Origin of the sequence: Paenibacillus sp. ClWae2A (assembly GCF_032452295.1) — a bacterium.
GTDB lineage: Bacteria > Bacillota > Bacilli > Paenibacillales > Paenibacillaceae > Paenibacillus.
In genome coordinates this window covers 49,230-69,526 of record NZ_JAULSQ010000001.1, presented here as the reverse complement: position 1 = coordinate 69,526, position 20,297 = coordinate 49,230, and the positions used below count along the sequence as shown (strand labels likewise).

General features: G+C 45.4%; 17 protein-coding genes. 5 read left to right on the top strand and 12 right to left on the bottom strand.

Annotated features, from left to right (window positions below):
- Positions 1-25: 25 nt before the first annotated feature.
- Both QVE09_RS00290 and QVE09_RS00285 read right to left on the bottom strand, forming a co-directional pair.
- A complete protein-coding gene (locus QVE09_RS00290) occupies positions 26-5,251 on the bottom strand; it encodes an S-layer homology domain-containing protein (RefSeq protein WP_315935148.1) in 5,226 nt (1,741 codons plus the stop codon).
- 424 nt (positions 5,252-5,675) lie between these two features.
- On the bottom strand, positions 5,676-7,232 hold the full coding sequence (locus QVE09_RS00285; RefSeq protein WP_315935147.1) for an ABC-F family ATP-binding cassette domain-containing protein: 1,557 nt from the start codon (positions 7,230-7,232) through the stop codon (positions 5,676-5,678).
- Positions 7,233-7,429: 197 nt separating this feature from the next.
- On the opposite strand from QVE09_RS00285, the gene QVE09_RS00280 reads away from it, so the two are divergent.
- Positions 7,430-7,903, top strand: coding sequence for an SET domain-containing protein (locus tag QVE09_RS00280; protein WP_315935146.1), 474 nt, complete (start codon positions 7,430-7,432; stop codon positions 7,901-7,903).
- Between the two features lie 230 nt (positions 7,904-8,133).
- Here the strand turns inward: QVE09_RS00280 and QVE09_RS00275 are convergent, their stop codons facing one another.
- Genes QVE09_RS00275 through QVE09_RS00260 form a run of 4 tightly spaced genes read right to left on the bottom strand, consistent with a single transcriptional unit; the run spans position 8,134 to position 12,676 of the window.
- Positions 8,134-8,754 carry a DUF1349 domain-containing protein gene (locus tag QVE09_RS00275; RefSeq protein ID WP_315935145.1) on the bottom strand — a complete coding sequence of 207 codons (621 nt, stop codon included), beginning with the start codon at positions 8,752-8,754 and terminating at the stop codon, positions 8,134-8,136.
- A 37-nt stretch (positions 8,755-8,791) separates the two neighbouring features.
- Positions 8,792-10,138 carry a dihydrolipoyl dehydrogenase family protein gene (locus QVE09_RS00270; protein WP_315936060.1) on the bottom strand — a complete coding sequence of 449 codons (1,347 nt, stop codon included), beginning with the start codon at positions 10,136-10,138 and terminating at the stop codon, positions 8,792-8,794.
- A gap of 50 nt (positions 10,139-10,188) precedes the next feature.
- Positions 10,189-11,703, bottom strand: coding sequence for an osmoprotectant update ABC transporter permease/substrate-binding subunit OpuFB (opuFB, locus tag QVE09_RS00265; RefSeq protein WP_315935144.1), 1,515 nt, complete (start codon positions 11,701-11,703; stop codon positions 10,189-10,191).
- Positions 11,696-12,676 carry an ABC transporter ATP-binding protein gene (locus QVE09_RS00260; protein ID WP_315935143.1) on the bottom strand — a complete coding sequence of 327 codons (981 nt, stop codon included), beginning with the start codon at positions 12,674-12,676 and terminating at the stop codon, positions 11,696-11,698. Before QVE09_RS00260 ends, opuFB begins: the two co-directional genes overlap by 8 nt.
- A gap of 254 nt (positions 12,677-12,930) precedes the next feature.
- Between QVE09_RS00260 and QVE09_RS00255 the strand changes: the two genes are divergently transcribed.
- Both QVE09_RS00255 and QVE09_RS00250 read left to right on the top strand, forming a co-directional pair.
- Positions 12,931-13,293 carry an iron-sulfur cluster biosynthesis family protein gene (locus tag QVE09_RS00255; RefSeq protein WP_315935142.1) on the top strand — a complete coding sequence of 121 codons (363 nt, stop codon included), beginning with the start codon at positions 12,931-12,933 and terminating at the stop codon, positions 13,291-13,293.
- A 462-nt stretch (positions 13,294-13,755) separates the two neighbouring features.
- Complete coding sequence (locus QVE09_RS00250) at positions 13,756-14,529, top strand: M15 family metallopeptidase (protein ID WP_315935141.1); 774 nt, start codon at positions 13,756-13,758, stop codon at positions 14,527-14,529.
- A 133-nt stretch (positions 14,530-14,662) separates the two neighbouring features.
- On the opposite strand, the gene QVE09_RS00245 is transcribed toward QVE09_RS00250, so the two are convergent.
- A complete protein-coding gene (locus QVE09_RS00245; protein ID WP_315935140.1) occupies positions 14,663-14,902 on the bottom strand; it encodes a hypothetical protein in 240 nt (79 codons plus the stop codon).
- A gap of 130 nt (positions 14,903-15,032) precedes the next feature.
- Here QVE09_RS00245 and QVE09_RS00240 point away from each other — a divergent pair, with 130 nt between their 5' ends.
- Entirely contained in the window at positions 15,033-15,665 is a 633-nt protein-coding gene (locus tag QVE09_RS00240) for a nitroreductase family protein (protein ID WP_315935139.1), read from the top strand.
- Between the two features lie 231 nt (positions 15,666-15,896).
- Here the strand turns inward: QVE09_RS00240 and QVE09_RS00235 are convergent, their stop codons facing one another.
- Positions 15,897-17,057 (bottom strand): leucine-rich repeat domain-containing protein, encoded by a 1,161-nt coding sequence (locus QVE09_RS00235; protein ID WP_315935138.1) that lies wholly within the window; start codon positions 17,055-17,057, stop codon positions 15,897-15,899.
- Positions 17,058-17,222: 165 nt separating this feature from the next.
- Here QVE09_RS00235 and QVE09_RS00230 point away from each other — a divergent pair, with 165 nt between their 5' ends.
- Positions 17,223-17,687: an AraC family transcriptional regulator gene (locus tag QVE09_RS00230; protein WP_315935137.1), complete on the top strand. Its 465-nt coding sequence runs from the start codon at positions 17,223-17,225 to the stop codon at positions 17,685-17,687.
- 208 nt (positions 17,688-17,895) lie between these two features.
- Here the strand turns inward: QVE09_RS00230 and QVE09_RS00225 are convergent, their stop codons facing one another.
- From QVE09_RS00225 to QVE09_RS00210, 4 genes are all read right to left on the bottom strand, one after another.
- Positions 17,896-18,048 carry a hypothetical protein gene (locus tag QVE09_RS00225; RefSeq protein ID WP_315935136.1) on the bottom strand — a complete coding sequence of 51 codons (153 nt, stop codon included), beginning with the start codon at positions 18,046-18,048 and terminating at the stop codon, positions 17,896-17,898.
- A 36-nt stretch (positions 18,049-18,084) separates the two neighbouring features.
- A complete protein-coding gene (locus QVE09_RS00220) occupies positions 18,085-18,627 on the bottom strand; it encodes an NADPH-dependent FMN reductase (RefSeq protein ID WP_315935135.1) in 543 nt (180 codons plus the stop codon).
- A 34-nt stretch (positions 18,628-18,661) separates the two neighbouring features.
- Positions 18,662-19,090, bottom strand: a complete 429-nt coding sequence (locus QVE09_RS00215) for an Rrf2 family transcriptional regulator (RefSeq protein ID WP_315935134.1) — start codon at positions 19,088-19,090, stop codon at positions 18,662-18,664.
- A gap of 128 nt (positions 19,091-19,218) precedes the next feature.
- Positions 19,219-20,217, bottom strand: a complete 999-nt coding sequence (locus QVE09_RS00210; protein WP_036608580.1) for an NAD(P)/FAD-dependent oxidoreductase — start codon at positions 20,215-20,217, stop codon at positions 19,219-19,221.
- Positions 20,218-20,297: the final 80 nt, after the last annotated feature.

The following is a 20,297-nucleotide window of genomic DNA, read 5'->3' as shown; positions in this document are numbered from 1 at the left end:
CACACGCTACGATTCTGGTGTATCATCATTTCTTCCATACCAGTTTGCTCATCATCGCATATAGTAACGTAGCCGATTCGGCTCGGGTCGCTTCGGCAAGTGGTTTCACCTCACCGTTGTACCCGTGGGCGATGCCCAGATCCACAAGTAATGCCACACTATCCCTGGCATAGGAGCGAATCTCGGAAGCGTCGTGGAAACGAGTAAGGTTATCAGTTGCAGCCGTCTCTGAGTCAACCAGTCCAGCCGCTGCAAGTGCCCTCACTGTCAATGTCATCATCTCCTGACGAGTGATCGTGGACTCTGGCAAGAAGCGCCCGTCACCGGTACCACTGGTGATACCTAGCGAACGCGCAGCTGTAACTGCTTCGTAGTACGGAGCCATTTCGTTTACATCAGAGAACGCATTCCCGGAAGAAACATTCAAGCCCAGCGCAGTCATCAACCATTGCATGTATTGGCCGCGGGTCATCTCCTGTTTTGGATGTAACTGCGTGGAATCACCGCTTGCCTCAGCATCAATTACACCTCGGACAGCCAAAGCCTCCATTGCTTTCTTGGCCCACTGCACTTCTGCAAGATCTGCGAATGTCTGCTCCACAGGCACAACAGCATAATTTCCTGTGAGTGATGTTACGGAAAATACAAGCTGCCCGCTTTTTTGATCGTAGTAACTTTTCGGCAATGGGGTTGCCACACCGTTCGCACCAATGGCAAATGCTACAATCCGATCCTGCTGAGCACTTGGTGATGATTGGTAAGGCAGACGAAGGTTCAACTCACTTTCCGATGGCCATGGTTGACCATCCAGTTGAAGTTCAAGCTGGACTCCATATTGCGTGCCAAGCTGATCTGCGACTGTTTGTGGTAACTCCGTTCTGACCAATCGGATGGATGCGATCCCATCACCAACTATATCCTTCGTTAATAGTGTCGCAGGAAGCTCCAACGTCCCCAGTTCTGTAACAATGTTGAACACATGTGAATCTCCCTGATCTATTAATGCAGAGGCAGGCAGAGACACTTCATATGCCGTTGCTCCCGAAACCGGCTTCAGCCGAAGTTCAACCAAGCGCTGACCCGCATCCGTAGAGGGGGCAACTTGAAAAGCCTCTTTAATCGTTGAAGCATCCACGTTGGACTGCACTACACCCTTCTGGTCAGACTGTCCCTGCAACTCCAGAACAGAACGATCCTTCTCCGGTTTAGGTTGCGGTACAGCATTCTCTGCACTTGGGTTACCACTTCCTGATTGTCCGCCATTGTTGGCTAAACCAGAACCATTTCCTGTATTCCCACCGGAATTGCCGCCTGAATTACCGCCCGAACCAGGGTCCGTGCCTCCAGGGGAAGGAACAGATGCCGGCACCTTCACTGTCAACGGTACAGTCAAGGCTGTACTGTCGTCAGAAGTTCGAGTAATTTCCAGCTCCAGTGTTACGGTTGTTTCCTTGGATGGTGGGACAATCGTTCCATCGGTTTGAATGACCGACGGTACCGAACTGGAAGCGATCTTCACCGTGAAACCTTGCGGCACGGATGGTAACTTCAGTTTTTTCGTACCTGCGGAAGGTTGTTCCAATGCTGTAATGCTTGTAGCTACATCGGCAGCGCTCTGCTGAGCCGTATGCACCTGATAAGCGGAAGATACACCTCTCACGGATTGCCCCGTCGCATCTAAAGCTTCCACTTTGTAATAATATTGCGTGCCGGGGTTCAGTTCGCTGTCCTTGTACTCCCGCCCATTGCCGCTATAGACCACCTTGTACTCACCTTGCTCACGATCTGAGCGGTAGAGCTTGTAGCTTGCTGCACCAAGATGAGCATCCCAGCGAAGCGTTACGCTCGTTGAATCTAATGCATCAGCATTAAGGCCAGCACTATCATTTGCAGGTGGCGCTGCGTCAGGTTTAACGATCATAATCCAACTAATCATCGGGTCCTGTGATGCCGTATTGCGCACAGTCAGTTCCAGCTTGTTGTCCGACACGCTGATGTCTTTGTGTGCTCTAACACTGGCAGGTGTAAAAGTAACTGCACCAGTGTTGGTGCCATTGATAAGGAAGTTCGCTTTGCGCGATGTATTGGTCCACGGATCGTTGAATCCGGCGTACACATCGTATGTCCCGTTTGGCACATCAAATGTATAGGTTAAATCCGTGCCCTTAGGAGAATTGCTGACATTCCCACCATTCAGATAACGTACGGTCGAGAATATATCTCCGCCATTCGAACCGGATGACAGTGCATCTGCGCTGGTATACCCCCAATTGCGTCCCTCAACCGGAGTGTACATCTGATCCGCCGTTCCCGGGTTGGCAAGTGTTCCTTTCATATAAGCACCCATAAGATTGTAATCAGCCGTTTCATAACCTCCACTATTCACGAAATAAATTACATTGTCTGGAATGACATTTACGCGAACTGCCTGCTTTTTGTTGTTATATTCCGGTGTCGTTACCTGTAACGTGAGCGGTCCTGGCTTAGCAAAATCTTCTGCCGTCATGGCCCGGTTATCTATTGTCCATACTGCTGGCGTTGACACCAGTTCACCACCGTCACGTACATTCAATGTCGTTGGCAGGGATGGTACTTTGCCTAATGCCACGGCTTCTGGCAACGGATCAGCAATATCAACCTTGCCCATCGAATTCAGTAGATCAGGTGTCCAGCTGTTATACCACTTGATCGCTATGTCGGAGCCTATTCCAAACTCAATTGGCAAGAACACGTATTTTGCAGCGTCATTCGAGAAATTGCCACCATTCCACGTATCCCCCACATAAATGAATTTTCCTTTTTCCGGATCGACCGGAATGACGGATGTGGTCTGTGTGCCAAATGCCTTGCCTGGATCGGGATCGGTTGGCAACGTACGCACGAACGGATTGGTCTGCGTTGACCACGGGCCAAAAATGTTATCCGCCACCGTCACTTTGTTTTCGTTAGGGGCCCAACCGGAAGCTCCGGAAGCCAAAATATAATATTTCCCCTGATACTTAAACATCGCCGGTGCTTCACGTTGCCCTCCCGGGAACACACGCACGTAATCTACGCCGTATTCCGCCTGATAGGTGGAATCTCGTACCGGATTGCCTTTGTCATCCGTTCGTCCTTCCTTATGCCACCCTGTTACATCACTATAGTCTTCATTCAGTTTGGAGATATATAACGTCAGGTTTTCTTCGCTGGAGTAGATTAGATAACCCGTACCGTCATCGTCCTTGAACAACGTCATATCACGTGCCATGCCCTTATCGCTTGGGAAGTAATCTTTCTCCCCCTCGGGAGCTCTGTCCATCCGATAACTCTTCTGATACACAAAAGGCCCTGTTGGAGAGTCGCTGATCGCATAACCGGCCCGCGCCTTACCGTAATTCGCATTATCGTTATAGGGGTCTTTGTCGCCGTCCATGTGGGCCCACATCACGTATTTCTTCGTTTTGTCGTTGTAGATGACCTTCGGTCGTTCAATAATCCGTCCTCTGCGGATATCTGCCCAGATATCCACGCGGTCCTCACGCCCCGCATACAACTCGGAGATCAATGGGTCATGGTCAAAATCATCCATCGATTGAAGCGTCGTCAGAGCCATGCCCTCGTCAGTCCAGTTCATCAGGTCCTTGGATGAATACACACGCACACCAACAGCTGGCCAGCCGCCCTTATGATATTCGCCATACCAGTAATAGGTCTCCGTCTGTTCATCATAGAAAAAGCCAGCCCCATGCGCATCGATCGGTTTCCCGTCCAGATCTGGCCACAATTGCCCTGGTGTAATGCTTGTGCGAACTGTGGCAACGCCCAACGGTGTGGATGCTGGAGAAGTTACGCCGTCCACAGTCGCCTGAATGATGTAAAAATATCCTGTGCCCATCGTCAGACCACTATCGTTAAACGTGCTTTCATTGCCACTATAGACCTGCTGATACGTGCCCGTAGCACTGGTAGACCTCGAGAGCTTATACGTTACATCAGATCCAGTAAGGGCATTCCACCCCAGAGAGATTGATGTATCCGTCACAGCTGTGGCAGCAAACTCTGCTGGAGAGTCAATGGAATATGTCGTGGCTTCAGCAACAGTGGCCACTGACTCACCAGCTGCATTAAAGGCCGTCACACGATAGCTGTATCTGGTGCCCGGCTCAAGTGCATTATCCGTGACTGTGAGCCCCTTGCCTTCATAGATCTGCTCGTATTGCTCACTGCCAGCTTCGGCCCGAGCCACTCGATAACCCGTTGACTTGTCCACGGCGGCCCAAGATAGCTTCACGCTTGTGGCATTAAGTGCTTCGGCCTTTAATTCGCCAGGAGCCTGTGGTGCCGCCGCAGTCGTCCGAACTTCCAGCGGAGCAGTCCATAGTGACTCGGTTAGACCTCCGTATTCATAAGCGAGCTTGTAATAATACACCGTATCCCCGCTTAATCCTACATCCGTGTGTCCCAAAGTCCCGGTGTTGGTTACCAGAGAATAACCGCCTTCAGGCGTAGAGGAACGGTACAGGCGATAGGCTGAAGCACCCGCGATTTCAGACCATTGCAGTGAAACCGAAGACGCCGTCTGCTCAGCAATAGAGAGCTGAATATCGTTCCCAGGCGGTTGCTCGGCAATGATCACGTCATCTGCATGTACCGACTGCCACTTATTCCGAATGCCCACGGTACCTGACCCGTATGTAGGATCGACCAGATCAAATACCAACCGATCGGAGCCGTTTTCCGCGATATACCCGCGAATGGTGGTACCTGATAACACCACTTTGAGCGTGTACCATGTATCTTTGGCAAAAGCATAGTCCACCGTTTTCAAAGTAGTATCTGTTCCGTTCACCCGTTTGGAGAAAACGAGTTTATTATTGGGGACCTGCATTTGAAAATAGTAAAAGTTGCTCTTATCCTGAAACCGTGGCAATATTCCCGGATACCCCTGACCGGCTCCCGTGTAAAAGCGCATGGACACGGTCATGTCCGACATGGAGTCTCCAGTAGAGATGATGCCTTCATTGGTGTCACTCTGGAAAAGCGTGGAGTTGGACGTATCTGTCGGGTCCGCGAGTACTTCCCAGTTGCCTGAGCTTACGTTCCACGCGGGTGATTCCGTGTAATTCCCATCCGAAAAATCGTCCTGCAACAACGTGGCGGATATACTGCTCAGATCGGCATACGCCTTACTCGGCAGCATCAACGGTCCGGAAGACAGCGCAAGTGTTGCAGATAACATAAATATCATGGGTTTCCTGAGTTTATCCAATGTTCATTCTCTCCTTTGGCGTGAAAGATGAAAGCATGGTTCATGTATGCGCGGTGTTGTTGTTCAGCCTATCCTCAGCAAACAGTGGTCAGTAACGAGCTTTTGTCCACCTCCTTGTTTTAATGAAACCGGTTTCATTAGAGTGCAAAAAAAGACCTGCCTTCCCTTCTAAGTGCAATGATACCCATACGGAATACCGTGTCTTCCTTGCCCCTATGCAGTGAAACAGGTTTTTAATATAGGAATGTAATCGCTTTCTTGAATTATATTATTGCCTCATTCAAGCTGTCAACTGTGAATTCAACTCAACCATTTTTCGGTAAAACCATGCAAAAAAAGCGCGAGTTCTGCCTGTTTTGCAAGCGAAATTCGCGCCTTTCTCACCCTTCGAGCTTGTTCGCAAGCTCGCTCGTATTACATTACCTTAGAATACTTTCGTGGTCCATGACTCACAGTTCCACGTCTCCGTAACTACATCACGGTAGAATTCCGGTTCGTGGGAGATCAGAAGAATACTGCCTTTGTAAGCCTTGAGCGCACGTTTCAACTCTTCCTTGGCATCAACGTCCAGATGGTTCGTCGGCTCATCGAGTACAAGCAGGTTGGTTTCATTATTGATCAGCTTACAGAGACGCACTTTGGCTTTCTCGCCACCACTGAGTACAGCTACCTTGCTCTCAATGTGTTTTGTAGTCAATCCACATTTTGCAAGTGCAGCACGTACCTCGAATTGGGTATATGAAGGGAACTCCTGCCAGATCTCTTCAATACAGGTATTGTAATTGGCATCCTTCATCTCTTGCTGGAAGTAACCAATCTCCAGATGTTCACCGCGTTGAACGGTTCCTTCGAGAGCCTGAATTTCACCCAGAATACTGCGCATCAGAGTTGTTTTACCAATTCCGTTCGCACCAACAAGGGCGATCTTCTGTCCACGCTCCATACGCAGATCCAGTGGTCTGGACAACGGTTCGTTGTATCCAATTACAAGACCTTTGGTTTCAAAAATGAGCTTGCCGGACGTTCTTGCATCACGGAAATTAAACTGCGGTTTTGGTTTTTCCTTCGCGAGTTCAATGACATCCATCTTGTCGAGTTTCTTCTGTCTGGACATCGCCATATTCCGCGTAGCTACACTTGCTTTGTTCCGGGCTACAAAGTCCTTGAGGTCAGCGATCTCTTGTTGTTGGCGTTTGTACGCCGACTCCAGCTGCTGTTTTCTCATCTCATGCACTTCCTGGAAGTGATCATAATCGCCCACATAACGGGTCAGATCCTGATTTTCCATATGATAGATCAAGTTGATAACACTGTTCAGGAACGGAATATCATGAGAGATCAGAATAAAAGCATTCTCATATTCCTGCAAATAACGTTTCAGCCATTCGATATGCAATTCATCCAAATAGTTCGTAGGCTCATCGAGCAGCAAAATATCGGGTTTTTCCAACAGCAGCTTGGCAAGCAGTACTTTGGTACGCTGTCCACCACTCAGGTCATTGACGTCTTTATCCAGACCGATATCCGTCAGACCCAGACCACGTGCGGTTTCATCCACTTTGGCGTCGATCATGTAGAAATCCTGGTTTGTCAGCGTATCCTGAATTGTGCCCACGTCTTCAAGAAGTTGTTCAAGCTCCTCAGGAGTCACATCGCCCATTTTGCCATACATATCATTCATTTCCTGTTCCATGTCAAACAAATACTGGAACGCGCCGCGAAGTACGTCACGGATCGATTGGCCTTTGTTCAATACAGCATGCTGGTCCAGATAACCAACACGCATCCGCTTGGACCACTCCACCTTGCCTTCATCCGGCTGAAGTTTTCCTGTAATAATGTTCATGAAGGTGGATTTACCTTCACCATTGGCCCCGATCAGACCAATATGTTCGCCCTTCAAGAGGCGGAATGAAACGTCGTTAAAGATAGCACGGTCACCAAAACCGTGACTTAATTTTTCTACATTTAATATACTCATTCATGACACCTTTTCTATATAGACTTAATTCTTTGTATATTATAAGCGTTATATCCTGCACAACTCAACGCTATATTAAAAATTATTCCACCTTTTTGGCTGAAATTTGCCTTATATGAAAGTATGGGTTAAAATTTTGCCTTAACGAATTACTACTATATAGAACGGAGCTCTTCGAAGAGCATCAGGTGAAAAATATGATTGAAGTGAAACAATCCAAGTTAGGTGATGGTGGTGAGTTTAACCGCGGGGTATTTGCTACCGTTGATATTGCCAAAGGAACGCTTATCCATCAGGCACCCGTTGTGCCTTACCCAAATGAAGATCATGAGCATGTCGAAAAAACGATTTTGGAAGATTACGTGTTCGAATATGGGGCGAATCATACCGCCATTCTGCTCGGCTACGGCAGTCTGATCAACCACTCCTATGAACCTAACGCTACTTATGATATCAATTTTGATAACCACACCTTTGACTTCTACGCATATACGGACATCAAGGCTGGCGACGAAATCGTAATCAATTATAACGGTGAGGAAGACAGTATGGACCCGTTATGGTTCCTGGACGATTACGAGGAGCGTATGCTTGAGTTCAATAAGTCCAATGATGATGAGGGTGAAAAAGAGGCCGAAACCCAGTCCGTGGATACGGACACGAGTAAATAAACGTTAAACTCAGTAAAGTTCGCAAGCACTCTCGTTGTAAATGCGAAAAGAACTCACTGAACCCGGTGAATGATGAAACGAGTACCGGAGTACTCTTCATGGTCCAAAGTTTAAACGCACAAATAAGCAAGTCCTCCGTTAGTGGAAGACTTGCTTATTTGTGTGGTCTTGCTTTCTAAGCCAGATACACTTGTTCATGTTTCATTGTTTATCGTGCATCTTAACTTGTTTTAATCTGTAATCGGCGGATCTGTATGCAAGTCTTGATCGGGTGTCGTGGATTTCCACTTGGTAAAGGCTACCTCGAACCCTGCACGCTTCGGTGCACACAGAAATGGACCTGCGTGTTTGTTCGTCGGATAGGCAAACCGTGCAACCCGAATCGTACGCCAAGGATGCTCATCTGTGCGAGCACGAATTACAACGGCCTCGTTACTGTAGGAGGCTCTAATTGTTACGATTCGTCCACCCCACTCTGGCACAGGAGAGAGTGACCAATCGGAATACGTATCCGTCACGACAGCTCCAACATGTGCCACACCATCATTGACCTCAACTCCGGCCTTGATCCATTGGTCTTCTCCGTACCATAACATTAATCCCGCCTGATCATATAATTCGGTGAATGAGCTTAGATCAAACGATACCTCAATCGCTTCCGTTCCGTCCCATGGAGCAAGCATGGCATGTCCATCCCGATGACAGAACCCGTAGAATGTGTTCTCCCAGAAGTCACTGCCTTCCCGAGCTTCCACAACGAAACGATCCCCATCCATCCGTGCAGCAACGGGTTCTTTAGTCCACTTGCCTTCATTAAGCCCAATAAAATCCGATGACATCGTTGTTTTCATCCTTCCTTCCATCCCAAAGGGGAGTTCATCATCACTTCTAAATTAAAGAACTCAGGTCCGATGCAGCAGTAGGATACGCAAAATTCATGGTGTTTAACTGATCGTTAGTCAGATTGAACTGAATCGCCATTGCAAAAAGGTTGATCAATTCTTCTGTTTTGCTCCCGAGCACATGCGCACCCAGAATACGTCCGGTTGATTTGTCGATCACCACTTTGGCCATGGCAAATTTTTCATGAGTTCGCTTGTAAGTATACCATTTCGACATATCATTTACCCGCACCTCGTAGCCCTCTTTCTTGGCTTGTTCCGTGCTCATACCTACAGCTCCCAGGGCAGGGACAGTAAATACAATGGAAGGCATCACTTTATAATTAGGTTTGTGTTGATTCCCCTCCAACAAATTGAACGATACAGCCCGGGATTCCTGACCTGCTAACGGGGTCAAAGGCAACCCTTTTGTATCGGTTACATCACCAGCAGCATACACTCGTGGATTGCTTTCGCTTTGCAAGTGCTCGTTCACCGTAATCCCCTTTTTGCTGTAGCTGACGTTGGCTTTCTCCAATTCCAGCCCATCCACATGAGGAACACGCCCGGCTCCATGAACGACAAGTCCACACTGCCACTGGTGATCTGCACCATTGCGTGTGCCATGAACGACATATGAGTTCCCCTCTTGCCGTATGGACTTCACCTCCGCGTTCAAGTGAACATGGATGCCGATCTCTTTTGATCTTTGCAACAAAGATTCTACCAGCTCCGCATCAAACGATTTCAGAGGCTGTTCACTCCGATGCAGGATGTGGACTTCCGTCCCGGCTCTGGCCGCAATATGCGCAAACTCAAATGCAATGTATCCACCGCCTACCAGAACTAATCGATCCGGCAGCTGTTCCAGATCCAGAAAGTCATCACTATATATAAGATGCTGTGAGCCCTCAATCTCAAGTGGCGCAGGTCTTGCACCAGTAGCAATCAGGATGTGTTTGCCATGGAGCACTTCTTCTCCCACTTGAATATGGTCTTCATCGACAAATGAAGCTTTACCATGGAACGTATCCATTCCGGCCTGTTTGAATTTATCCTCGCTTGCTCTAGGTATGCTCTCGGTAAAGGTACGTTTAAAGGCCATAAGTTCAGACCAGTTGATGGTCGCCTGTCCCTGAATTCCTTTCCCTTGCATCCGTTCATTCCAGTCAATCAGCTCAGCCGCTCCAGCCAGCACTTTCTTGGGATCACAGCCACGCAGTGCACACGTTCCGCCGAACTCACGTTCATCAATTACAGCGATTTTCCAGCCAGCTTCAGCGCAACGGGTGATTACAGAGCTTGCCGCGCTTCCTGTTCCAATTGCAATCAAGTCATACGTTTCTTGTGTCATCATGGTTCCTCCTCTTCCTTTTGTTACATCTATTTTTGGGATACACAACGTTAAAGCAACCCAGCCTGTTTAAGGTACTCCCTAGCCACCTGCTCGGGATTCGCTCCATCCACGTTCACGTCATAGTTCATCTGACGCATCTCGTCATCCGTAATTTTGCCAGCAAGCTGATTCAGCACCTCAAGCAGTTGTGGATATTGATCTGCCGTTTCTTGACGAAGCATCGGTGCGCCTTGATACGGTGGGAATAACTCCTGATCATCCTCCAGCACAACAAGTTCATATTGTCTCAACTCACTATCTGTGGAGTAGGCATCTACGAGATTGATATTGCCACGTTGAACAGCACCATAGCGAAGCTTAGGTTCCATTGTTGCAACGTTTGGAAATTCAATCCCATACTTCTTCTGAATGCCTAGGTAACCGTCTTCCCGATCCGAGAATTCCAGGGTAAATCCTGCCTTCATCTGCTGTTCCACCGGTTTGAGATCCGAAATGGTCTTGAGATTGTATTGATCTGCGATGCTCTTTGGAACGGCCAACGTATACGTATTGTTGTAATCCATAGGGTTCAGCAGCACCATGTTGAACTGGCTCAGCATTCCATCTCTTGCCTGTTCGTACACCTCTGTCCGATCGGTACTCACTGCCGTTTCCTTCATGAACTCGGAGATCGCTGTCCCGGTGAATTCGGGATAGATGTCAATATCACCTGATTTGAGTGCATTGAAAAGGAATGGCGTTTTGCCTAATCCGGGTTTTAGTTCAACGGTCAGGTCTGTGTCTTTTTCGATTAGCAATTTGTACATATTAATGAGAATTTCGGGTTCAGCTCCCAGTTTGCCAGCAATCACGAGATCCTTCTGCCCTCCACGTGCCAAGAAGGGAATGGTAATCACAAGTATCGCGATCAGAGCAAGCGAACCAAGGGTGACCAGTGTTTTCTTGAAGGATAACCGCTGGAACTGACGCAATAGTACATCAAATAAAATCGCCAGTAATGCGGCCGGAATGGCTCCCAGGATGATCAGTGCCGTATCATTCCGATCAATGCCCAGCAAGATTAATGCACCCAATCCTCCTGCGCCGATCAAAGCAGCAAGTGTCGCCGTTCCTACAATCAGGACCATCGCGGTCCGAATTCCGGCCATAATGACAGGCATCGCCAGTGGCAGTTCCACTTTGATTAGACGTTGCCAACTATTCATGCCCATCGCATTAGCTGCTTCCACCATGGAAGGATCAACTTCGGATATGCCTGTGTACGTGTTGCGAAGTACGGGAAGCAACGCATACACCACCAATGCAATAATTGCAGGAAGTGTGCCTATGCCGAATAACGGGATGAGCAATCCGAGAAGCGCCAAGGAAGGTATCGTCTGCAACACAGCCGTAACCCCGATAATGGGTTCAGCCACTTTTGGTTTGCGTGTCAGGTATATACCTAGCGGAATAGCGATGAGGACAGCAAAGAACAATGCGATAAATGAGATCTGAATATGTTCCAGCAGAGCAGACAACAACTGACCTTTGCGCTCACTGAACACCTCCGTGAATCTACTCATGTCTTTCACCTCGTTCCTGTAACTGACCAGACCAGTATTTCATCAGATCAACTCGACTGATCTCGCCAATAATCTGGCGGTTACGTTCAACCAGCAGATAGTCATGGGAAGCCATGATATCAACTAATTCCGTTAACGTAATGGATACAGGAACAGCAGTTTTAGCTGATTTTGGCACATGACCCGGTGAGAGTGGTGACATGATGGATTCGAGATCAAAATCAAAATCAGATTGTGAACTCGTATCGGCGTTAGGACTTCCAACAAATTCACGTACGAAGTCATTAGCTGGCTGTCGGATCAGTTCTTCCGGGGTGCCTACCTGCAAAACCTGTCCATCCTTCATAATGCAGATGCGATCCCCCAGCTTCATCGCTTCCTGAATATCATGGGTGACAAACACAATTGTTTTTTTCATCTGGCGCTGGATATCCAGAATATCATCCTGCAATTTCTCACGGCTCATTGGATCGAGTGCACTGAACGGTTCATCCATCAAAACAATCTCGGGATCGGCAGCAAGTGCACGCAACACACCAATTCTCTGCTGTTGTCCTCCGGATAACTCGGACGGTTTACGCTCACTGTACGTATCTCCGTGCAAACCTACCATGTCCAGTAGCGTATGTACGCGCTTCTTGATTTGATCTGACTTCCATTTTCGCAGTTCAGGAACAACCGCAATATTTTCGGCAATCGTCATATGCGGGAATAGTGCAATCTGTTGCAGCACATATCCGATATTCCAGCGCAATTCGTGAATGTTGTATTCATCGATTGGGCGTTCATTAATGCGCACTGTTCCATCTGTTCGTTCAATCAGACGATTGATCATTTTGAGCATGGTGGTTTTGCCACATCCACTCGGACCAATCATGACAAACAGTTCTCCCTTGTTAATGTTGAGGTTAACCTGACGCAAAGCCGTTGTTCCATCAGGATATTGTTTCGATACATTTTCGAACTGAATCATTCGCTCTCTTCGCCCCTTTATCTAGAACATGTTTCAGACACGCCCTAACATTCATCCTCATCTATTTCCCCAAAAGTGTGTTCGTATAATCACTGCTACATATAAAGGTGTTGCTTCAATCATTTTCACTGCAGCTATTCGTACACGAAAAAATAATGCGTTGATTTATGTCGATAGTGGTATAATAATGGTAGTCATTGAAACTACGAATTATCCTTTCGCCACTTTTTTCATTCATAAAGGAGTGTACCTATATGTATATTCAAATTACAGATTTGGCTGCAAAACGATTGACGGAAAGCCTGAATGACCAACCTGGATATTTCAAAGTGATCTATGACATGGAAGGTTGCGGATGTAACGGAGTTATCGCTATTATCATTGTTGATGAACTCGAGGCTCTCGACGCGCAGATTGAAACCAACCTGGTTCCGTTCTATGTTGATCCAAAACAGCAGCTGAACCTAGAACAACATATGAAGCTGGATACGGAAGAAAATTATCCTTCATTTAAATTAAGCAGTGATTCCGGTGTGCTCAGCGGTAATGTTCGTGTTCGTGACACCCGTGCCGTAACTGTGGGAAGTTCCGGTGGATCTGACGCCTGCATGTTGTAATACAGTCTCCAGCAAACTTGAAGTAATTTAGCATTATCTATCTTCACATCTAAAGCCGTTGCATCTAATGCAACGGTTTTTTTAACGTTCTTTTCCTTATATGCCTCTATCAGAGTTGCAAAAAAGACTCTATAAAAGATGGACTAAACATTTACACGAAACGGAGAGGACAGAAAGAACCTGAAGAAGCGAAGCGTTCGCCTAAAAGCTTTCTGAAAGAAAGCTGCATCGGAAGCATACGCTATCACAAGATTTTCACCATTATAAGATTGAATCAAAAAAATCAGGGGATAACAGCGATCGGAAGGTTGTTCTGTCATCGAAGTGGCAAGGTAAATATCCTCTAGTTAGATTTTATAGCAAACTTTGTTTACAACTCGGAAACAATTGGAGAACCTATGGATATAATCCTCTAGTATACTCGGTATATAGATTCATATATTCCGAGGAGGAACACACATCATGAAACCTTTTACTCGTAAATCCATTATATCTACCATTCTCATAGGCTCTGTTGTAGCAGGTTCTGCTTTTACTACGTTTCCCATCACGTCAAGCCTGAATCCCGTCGCATCTGCTGCAAGCTCCAGCTTCACTCAATTTCTGCATGATAATGCACCTGGTCGTACGATCAAAACCATCAAAAATGTGGCAACCGTGACCAATGTGTCTAGTACAGTTGTGCTTGTCAATAAAAAGAGAAATCTGCCTTCAACTTATGCACCTCAAGATTTGGTTGTACCTAATATTCCTTTTAGCTTCTCAGGTGCCAGTCCGAAGAAACAAATGCGTAAAGTGGCCGCAACTGCGATTGAAAAATTATTTGCTGCTGCCAAAAAAGACGGTATCGATATCAAAGCGGTGTCTGGCTATCGCTCTTATGCGACCCAAAAATCGATCTTTGACCGTAATGCTAGCATCAAAGGTGAAGCTGTTGCCAATAAAACAAGTGCTCGGCCAGGACAAAGCGAACATCAAACGGGTCTAGCCATGGATATCTCCAGCGCTTCGGCTGGTTATGATTTGCAACAAAGCTTCGGCAACACCAAAGAAGGCAAATGGCTGAAAGCCAATGCCCACAAGTACGGATTCATCATCCGTTATGGCAAAGATCAGGAGAAATTGACTGGTTACTCCTATGAGCCATGGCATGTACGTTATGTAGGCGTATATATTGCTGGTGAGATTACCAACCAGAAACTTACGCTGGAGCAATATTTGGAACGTGCCAAATAAGGCAGGTTGAACCCCAAGCTTAGTCAGTTATCCGATCAGATAAAAGAAGCATGACTATAGATAACATGGCTGAAGTAGAAGATGGGGCCGCAACTGGCCCTCTTCTGCTTCAATCTTTCATTTGCACACCTCATCATGTCCCAACGATTCTTCTAAATACCAGTGGCAATCTCTTCATGCTTTCCGTTCCAGCCCACGAACCCACTCCAGCAAGTAGTGCATTATGGCACAAATACAGTGCGACATTGTACACGATTGAACCCAGAATAATCTCCATTACTACAAAACGTTTTAACGTCGAAGATTGGATCACATATACCCGAAATTCATGCGGGTTATGCCCTCCCTTATACCTTGTGATCAATGCTTTCATGAATCACCTCTAGTGTTTTATTTTAGCGTATGGCAGACAATCCTTGTCTTATTCTAAAATAATACTTACATAAAGTAACTAAGTGTGTTATAGTCAGTTTATAAATTATACATAAGCGAGGGAAACTACCATGAGTGAGTTGGATAATCTAGTCAAAAACCGTAGATCGGCCGTTATTTTTGAAGAAGGAATTGAAATTTCGGATTCGGAACTGCAAGAAATGTTTGCCCTGAACAAATTTGCACCATCTGCCTTTAACCTGCAACACACGCACTATCTTGTGATTAAAGACGAGGAACAGAAAGAGAAAGTCTATGAAGCTTCCCAGCAATATAAGGTAAAAACAGCTTCTGCGGTCATCGTGGTATTGGGCGACGTCAATGCGCATCATCATATCCGCACTATTAACGAAGGCTTGCTGAACCTGGGCGCTCTTACTCCGTTCCAATACGAGCAGGAATCCCAAAGTGTCACTGAATTTTACGAATCTCGCGGCAGATTCTTCCAACGTGAGGATGCGATTCGCAATGCCAGCCTGTCTGCCATGCAATTGATGCTGATCGCTCAAGATCGCGGTTGGGACACTTGTCCAATGATTGGTTTTGACTCGGAAGAGTTGCAACGGAGTTTGGATATCCCAGACCATTATGTACCTGTCATGATGATCACCATCGGCAAAAAGTCGGAAGCCAAACAGCGCCCACGCGGTTACCGTAAACCGATTAACGAATATGTTAGCTTCAACAAAATGCACGCTGAATAACATATAATATAACAAATTATATAAGTTGAACTAACATTTACACGATAACGGAGAGGACAGAAAAAACCTGAAAAAGCGAAGCGTGCGCCTTTATCCCCGGATTTTCCCCTTTAGAAAAGGAATGGAAATACAATCTGGGGATAACAGCGATTGGAAGGTTGTTCTGTCATCGTAGTGTCAGTGTAAATAATCTTTAGTTCAACAAAGCAAAAAAGCCACGATCTCGTGGCTTTAATACGTTTCATAGATCAAGGTGTCCAGCATTTGAAATTCATCGTCAAACTCCGCATATATGTACAGTCGACCAGCAGGTGTATCCCCCGCATCATAACCCAATCGAAGGTATTGATCTCCCTGAAATTCTGCATCAGCCAAAATCAATTCATTGATATCTTCGTCCGGATGGGCCTTGGCAATGGTTTTAAGCGCCTGCTCACCAAGTATGTCCCACCGTTTCCACGTCTCTTCCATATATGGGGATAAGGCTTCCATCTCTGTCTTGGTTGAAACCTGTGCAGTGACTACAAGCTCATTACCCTGAACCAGCAAGCGCATCTGATAGTTGGACATTGATGCGTCATACTGGAATACACCCATCCCCTGAACTTCATGATTGGATTCAAAAATCAGATTGTCTGCATACTGCAGTCTTTCCAGCTTGGGATTAGCGCTATAATCCAACTCGGTCAATTTGTTCTCGGAACAGTACAACTCTCTTAGTTGTACGTTATGGCGAATATCCAGCTCGCTAATATGGTTGTTAAAACAACGGACACTCTCCAAAACCAAATTTGAACGAAAATCCAACTGCTTGATATGGTTGTGGTTACAACGAAGTTCAACCAAGTTGGGACAACCAGTTACATCAAGTTCCAGCATGTAATTGTTGGCGCAATCGAGTCGCCGCAGTTGCTTATTGTGTTCAAGTTCAAGTGAGAAAAGAGCATTGTAGCTGCAACTAAGTTCCTCCAACTGCTGAAGAAACTCCGAAGCCAACTCCGATAACATATTCCAATGACAATCCACCGTTACAAGTTTGGGATTATGAGAAAGATCCAATTTGCGAAGTCGATTAAAACTGCAATCCAGCATTTGCAATTCCGAATTGGAACGGAGGTCCAGGGTAAGAAGCTGATTCTCTCTGCAACGCAACGTCCTCAGCTTGTGATTCTGACCTAGATCCAGACTTGTCAATTGATTATAGGCACAATCCAACTCTTGAAGATCCCTGAAATACTCGATTCCATCAAGATTGCTAATATTGTGATTGGAAAGTTGCAATATCTCAACCTCACAAACGTCACTCTCCTGAATGAAATCCCGCTGATCACAAAAACGATCCAACACAACTTGCCGAAAACGCTCATCCGTGAAGGCATAAGTAATATCCATGTCTAACGCCTCCCCTCTCGTTTTGCTCTATTGGAACAACCTTCCAACATATTATCACTATTCTATGAGTTTCGTCGCCGGGATTCAACAATTACCTAAGCAAATTCTTTTATACCATGTTAACATCCAACATGTAAGAGAAATCGTACAGAGAGGAAGATTTTCATGGAAATGTATATCGAAAACCTCCCGTCATCTCGTATCGCCTATGTGCGACAAGTTGGTCCGTATGGGCCTGCCAACAGTCAAGCTATGGAAATGTTAAAGAGTTGGGCTAGAGCCAAAAACCTGCTTACTGCATCGACTGTATTATTCGGTATCCCCCAAGATAACCCGGAAACCACGATTCCCGAAGATTGCCGATACGATGCTTGTATTGTCATTTCGAAAGATTTTCCTATGAATGAATTGACGCCCGATCTAAACGAAACTGAACTTCCAGGCGGGCAATATCTGGTTTGCAAAGTCAAACATACTACAGAGGCTGTTCAGCAAGCATGGACTGAAATTTTCCCGCATTTGCAGAGTAGCGGTTATACTCTGGATAACAAGCCAGTTATGGAAAGGTATACGGGCCATCTTGTTAACCTTGATTTTTGCGAGATATGTGTTCCAATCAGGCCTGTTTAGTTGCAAAAAAAGTGACTTCAGTCAATGAAGTCACTTTTTTGCTTTGGGTTCCAACAAAGACCACTAATCTCTTCACTCCGCTCCTTGCTATTGCTAATCAAGCTTAGAAGAAGATTTTTTTACTGAATTGTATTACACTTTCAATGCGTTGAGTATCCAGGTAGAAAACATTGGAGCAACTCTACCGAAGCAAATGTAGATTGTTGCATTATTGCTTTTCAAAAAATTCAGTTGCTTTATGCACGTATTTCAAGTATTGCGAAGGTAAACCCTCTTCATAGTAGATCGCTTCAACTGGACAAACGTCTAAACAATCAGTTGCTTTTTCTGAAATACATGCTTCGGTAATTACAAAAGGCATTTCTTCCAATCTCCTTTTCGTATTTAGAATGATATCTTATCGCGACTTCAATTGAATCTGCATGAAGACTATTTCTTCGGCCAATTTCTCCAACCGACTCAGCGCATCAGCATCTTCGATATTATTCTCAGCACCAAAATGATCACTATTTAAATAAACATATCTTGGCGCTACATATGAACGAAAAAAGCCCGCGATCGGTTTTAATTGATTTTCGACAACCAAATAATGCTGATATGTGCCCCCAGTTGCAATAAAGCCTATCACTTTATTATAAAAACTCTGTACAGGGAGTAGATCGAACACATTTTTCAGTACACCTGTCAAAGAGGATTGATATATAGGTGTACCGATAACGAAAAAATCAGCATCAATCATTTTTTGGATTACTGACCGGGTGTGTTCATTATAATCCTCTAACTTGCGGCCATCGCAAAATTCGATGTTTTTGTATTCTCTCAAGTCTATTAGTTCAATTTCAATTTCCGGATGATTTTTTTTCACGAATTGTAGTACAGTATCCACACCAATTGCAGTCTTTGATCCAATCAATGACCCAGACAAACCTAGTAATTTCATAACTGGTCCTCCTAATCACTTATCTGTATTTGAACTATTCCGTTCGTTCTAATTGACAGCCAGTCATTAATTTGAGCATACTACCCAAGTTGATTTTTCCTAACTGCCTCATCAGATGTTGTTCACACTCTATAAAAATACTTGTGAGTTGCATATCTATCTCTGCTGTTAGATGTCCCTTACTGCTCATGGATGGTTTAGGAATCTGTAAGGGCTTAGACGACACCAATTTATATATATCTTGCAAGGTTATATCATGCGGCTCCACAGACAACACATAACCACCATCAATACCCTCTTTTGTCTTAACATATCCCACTTTTTTAAATGAGGTAAGGATACGGCGTATCCTAACAGGGTTTACACTAATCTTTTCTGAGATCTGAGCACTGGTTAGTTTCTCATTCTTATGTGAACTAAGGAGAATGAGAATGTATATGACAACACTTAGCTCACTATTCATATTAGGCCCCCTAGTTCATTATTCTTCGTAGTTGTCCTTCAAATCCAGTGGCATGGACTGTAGGAGGCTGACCTTTATCAAACCATGATTTCCTTTGAAATCTTGCGTCATTTACCTTGCTTAGCATATCAGAGCTTCATGTTACTGCTATGACCTGGTGATAATTTGGCAGTAGGATCAATATAAACTTTAGCATTGTTGATTGCAGTTGGAGCCTCTCCGAAGCCTACAGCGATCAGCTTAATTTTCCCTGGGTAGGACGTAACGTCTCCAGCTGCAAATACTCCTGGAATATTGGTTTGCATCCGCGTATCAACAACAATAGATCCGTTATCAACTTCCAATCCCCACTCAGCAATGGGACCCAAAGAAGAAACAAAACCAAAATTCACGATAAGAGCATCACAAGGAATGATTCTTTTCTCCCCCGTTTTCGCAATAGTGACTGTAATCTCGGTTATCCGTTCATCACCAGTTAACCCGGTAATCTCAGACGGAGTGACGATATTAACTGAAGATGCCCTCAATTTTTCAACGCTATGTTCGTGAGCACGAAATTTATCTCGTCTGTGAAGTAAAGTGACTTGTTTGGCAATGGGCTCAAGCATAAGTGCCCAATCGACTGCTGAATCTCCACCACCGTTAATAATCACATGTTGATTGGAGAACTGCTGCAAATCTTCAACAAAATAATGAAGGTTAGATTGTTCAAACTGACTCGCGTTCTCCAGTTCCAATCGGCGTGGTTCGAATGCCCCTATACCTGCGGCAATAATAACCGACTTACTGTAATGAATAGATTTATCTGTAATAATTTCGAAATGATGTTCCCCTTTTTTTAATACCTGTTGTACCTTCTCCTCTAAATAGACATCAACCGGAAATAATTGCATCTGCTCCAGTAAATTTTCAACGAGCTGAGCAGCAGTAACCCTTGGGAATCCAGCAATATCATAGATATATTTCTCAGGGTAGAGGGCAATCGCTTGACCACCTAATTGCGGCATACTATCAATAATTTTGACACTTGCTTGACGCATACCAGCATAAAAAGCGGCAAACATTCCAGTTGGTCCACCACCAATAATTGTGATATCAGTAATTGATGGAGTAAGTTCTAGTGACAATGGGAGCTCTCCCTCTCTTTATGTTTTTATAATACACAACATAATATACTATAATGTATAAAATATATAAATATCAAATA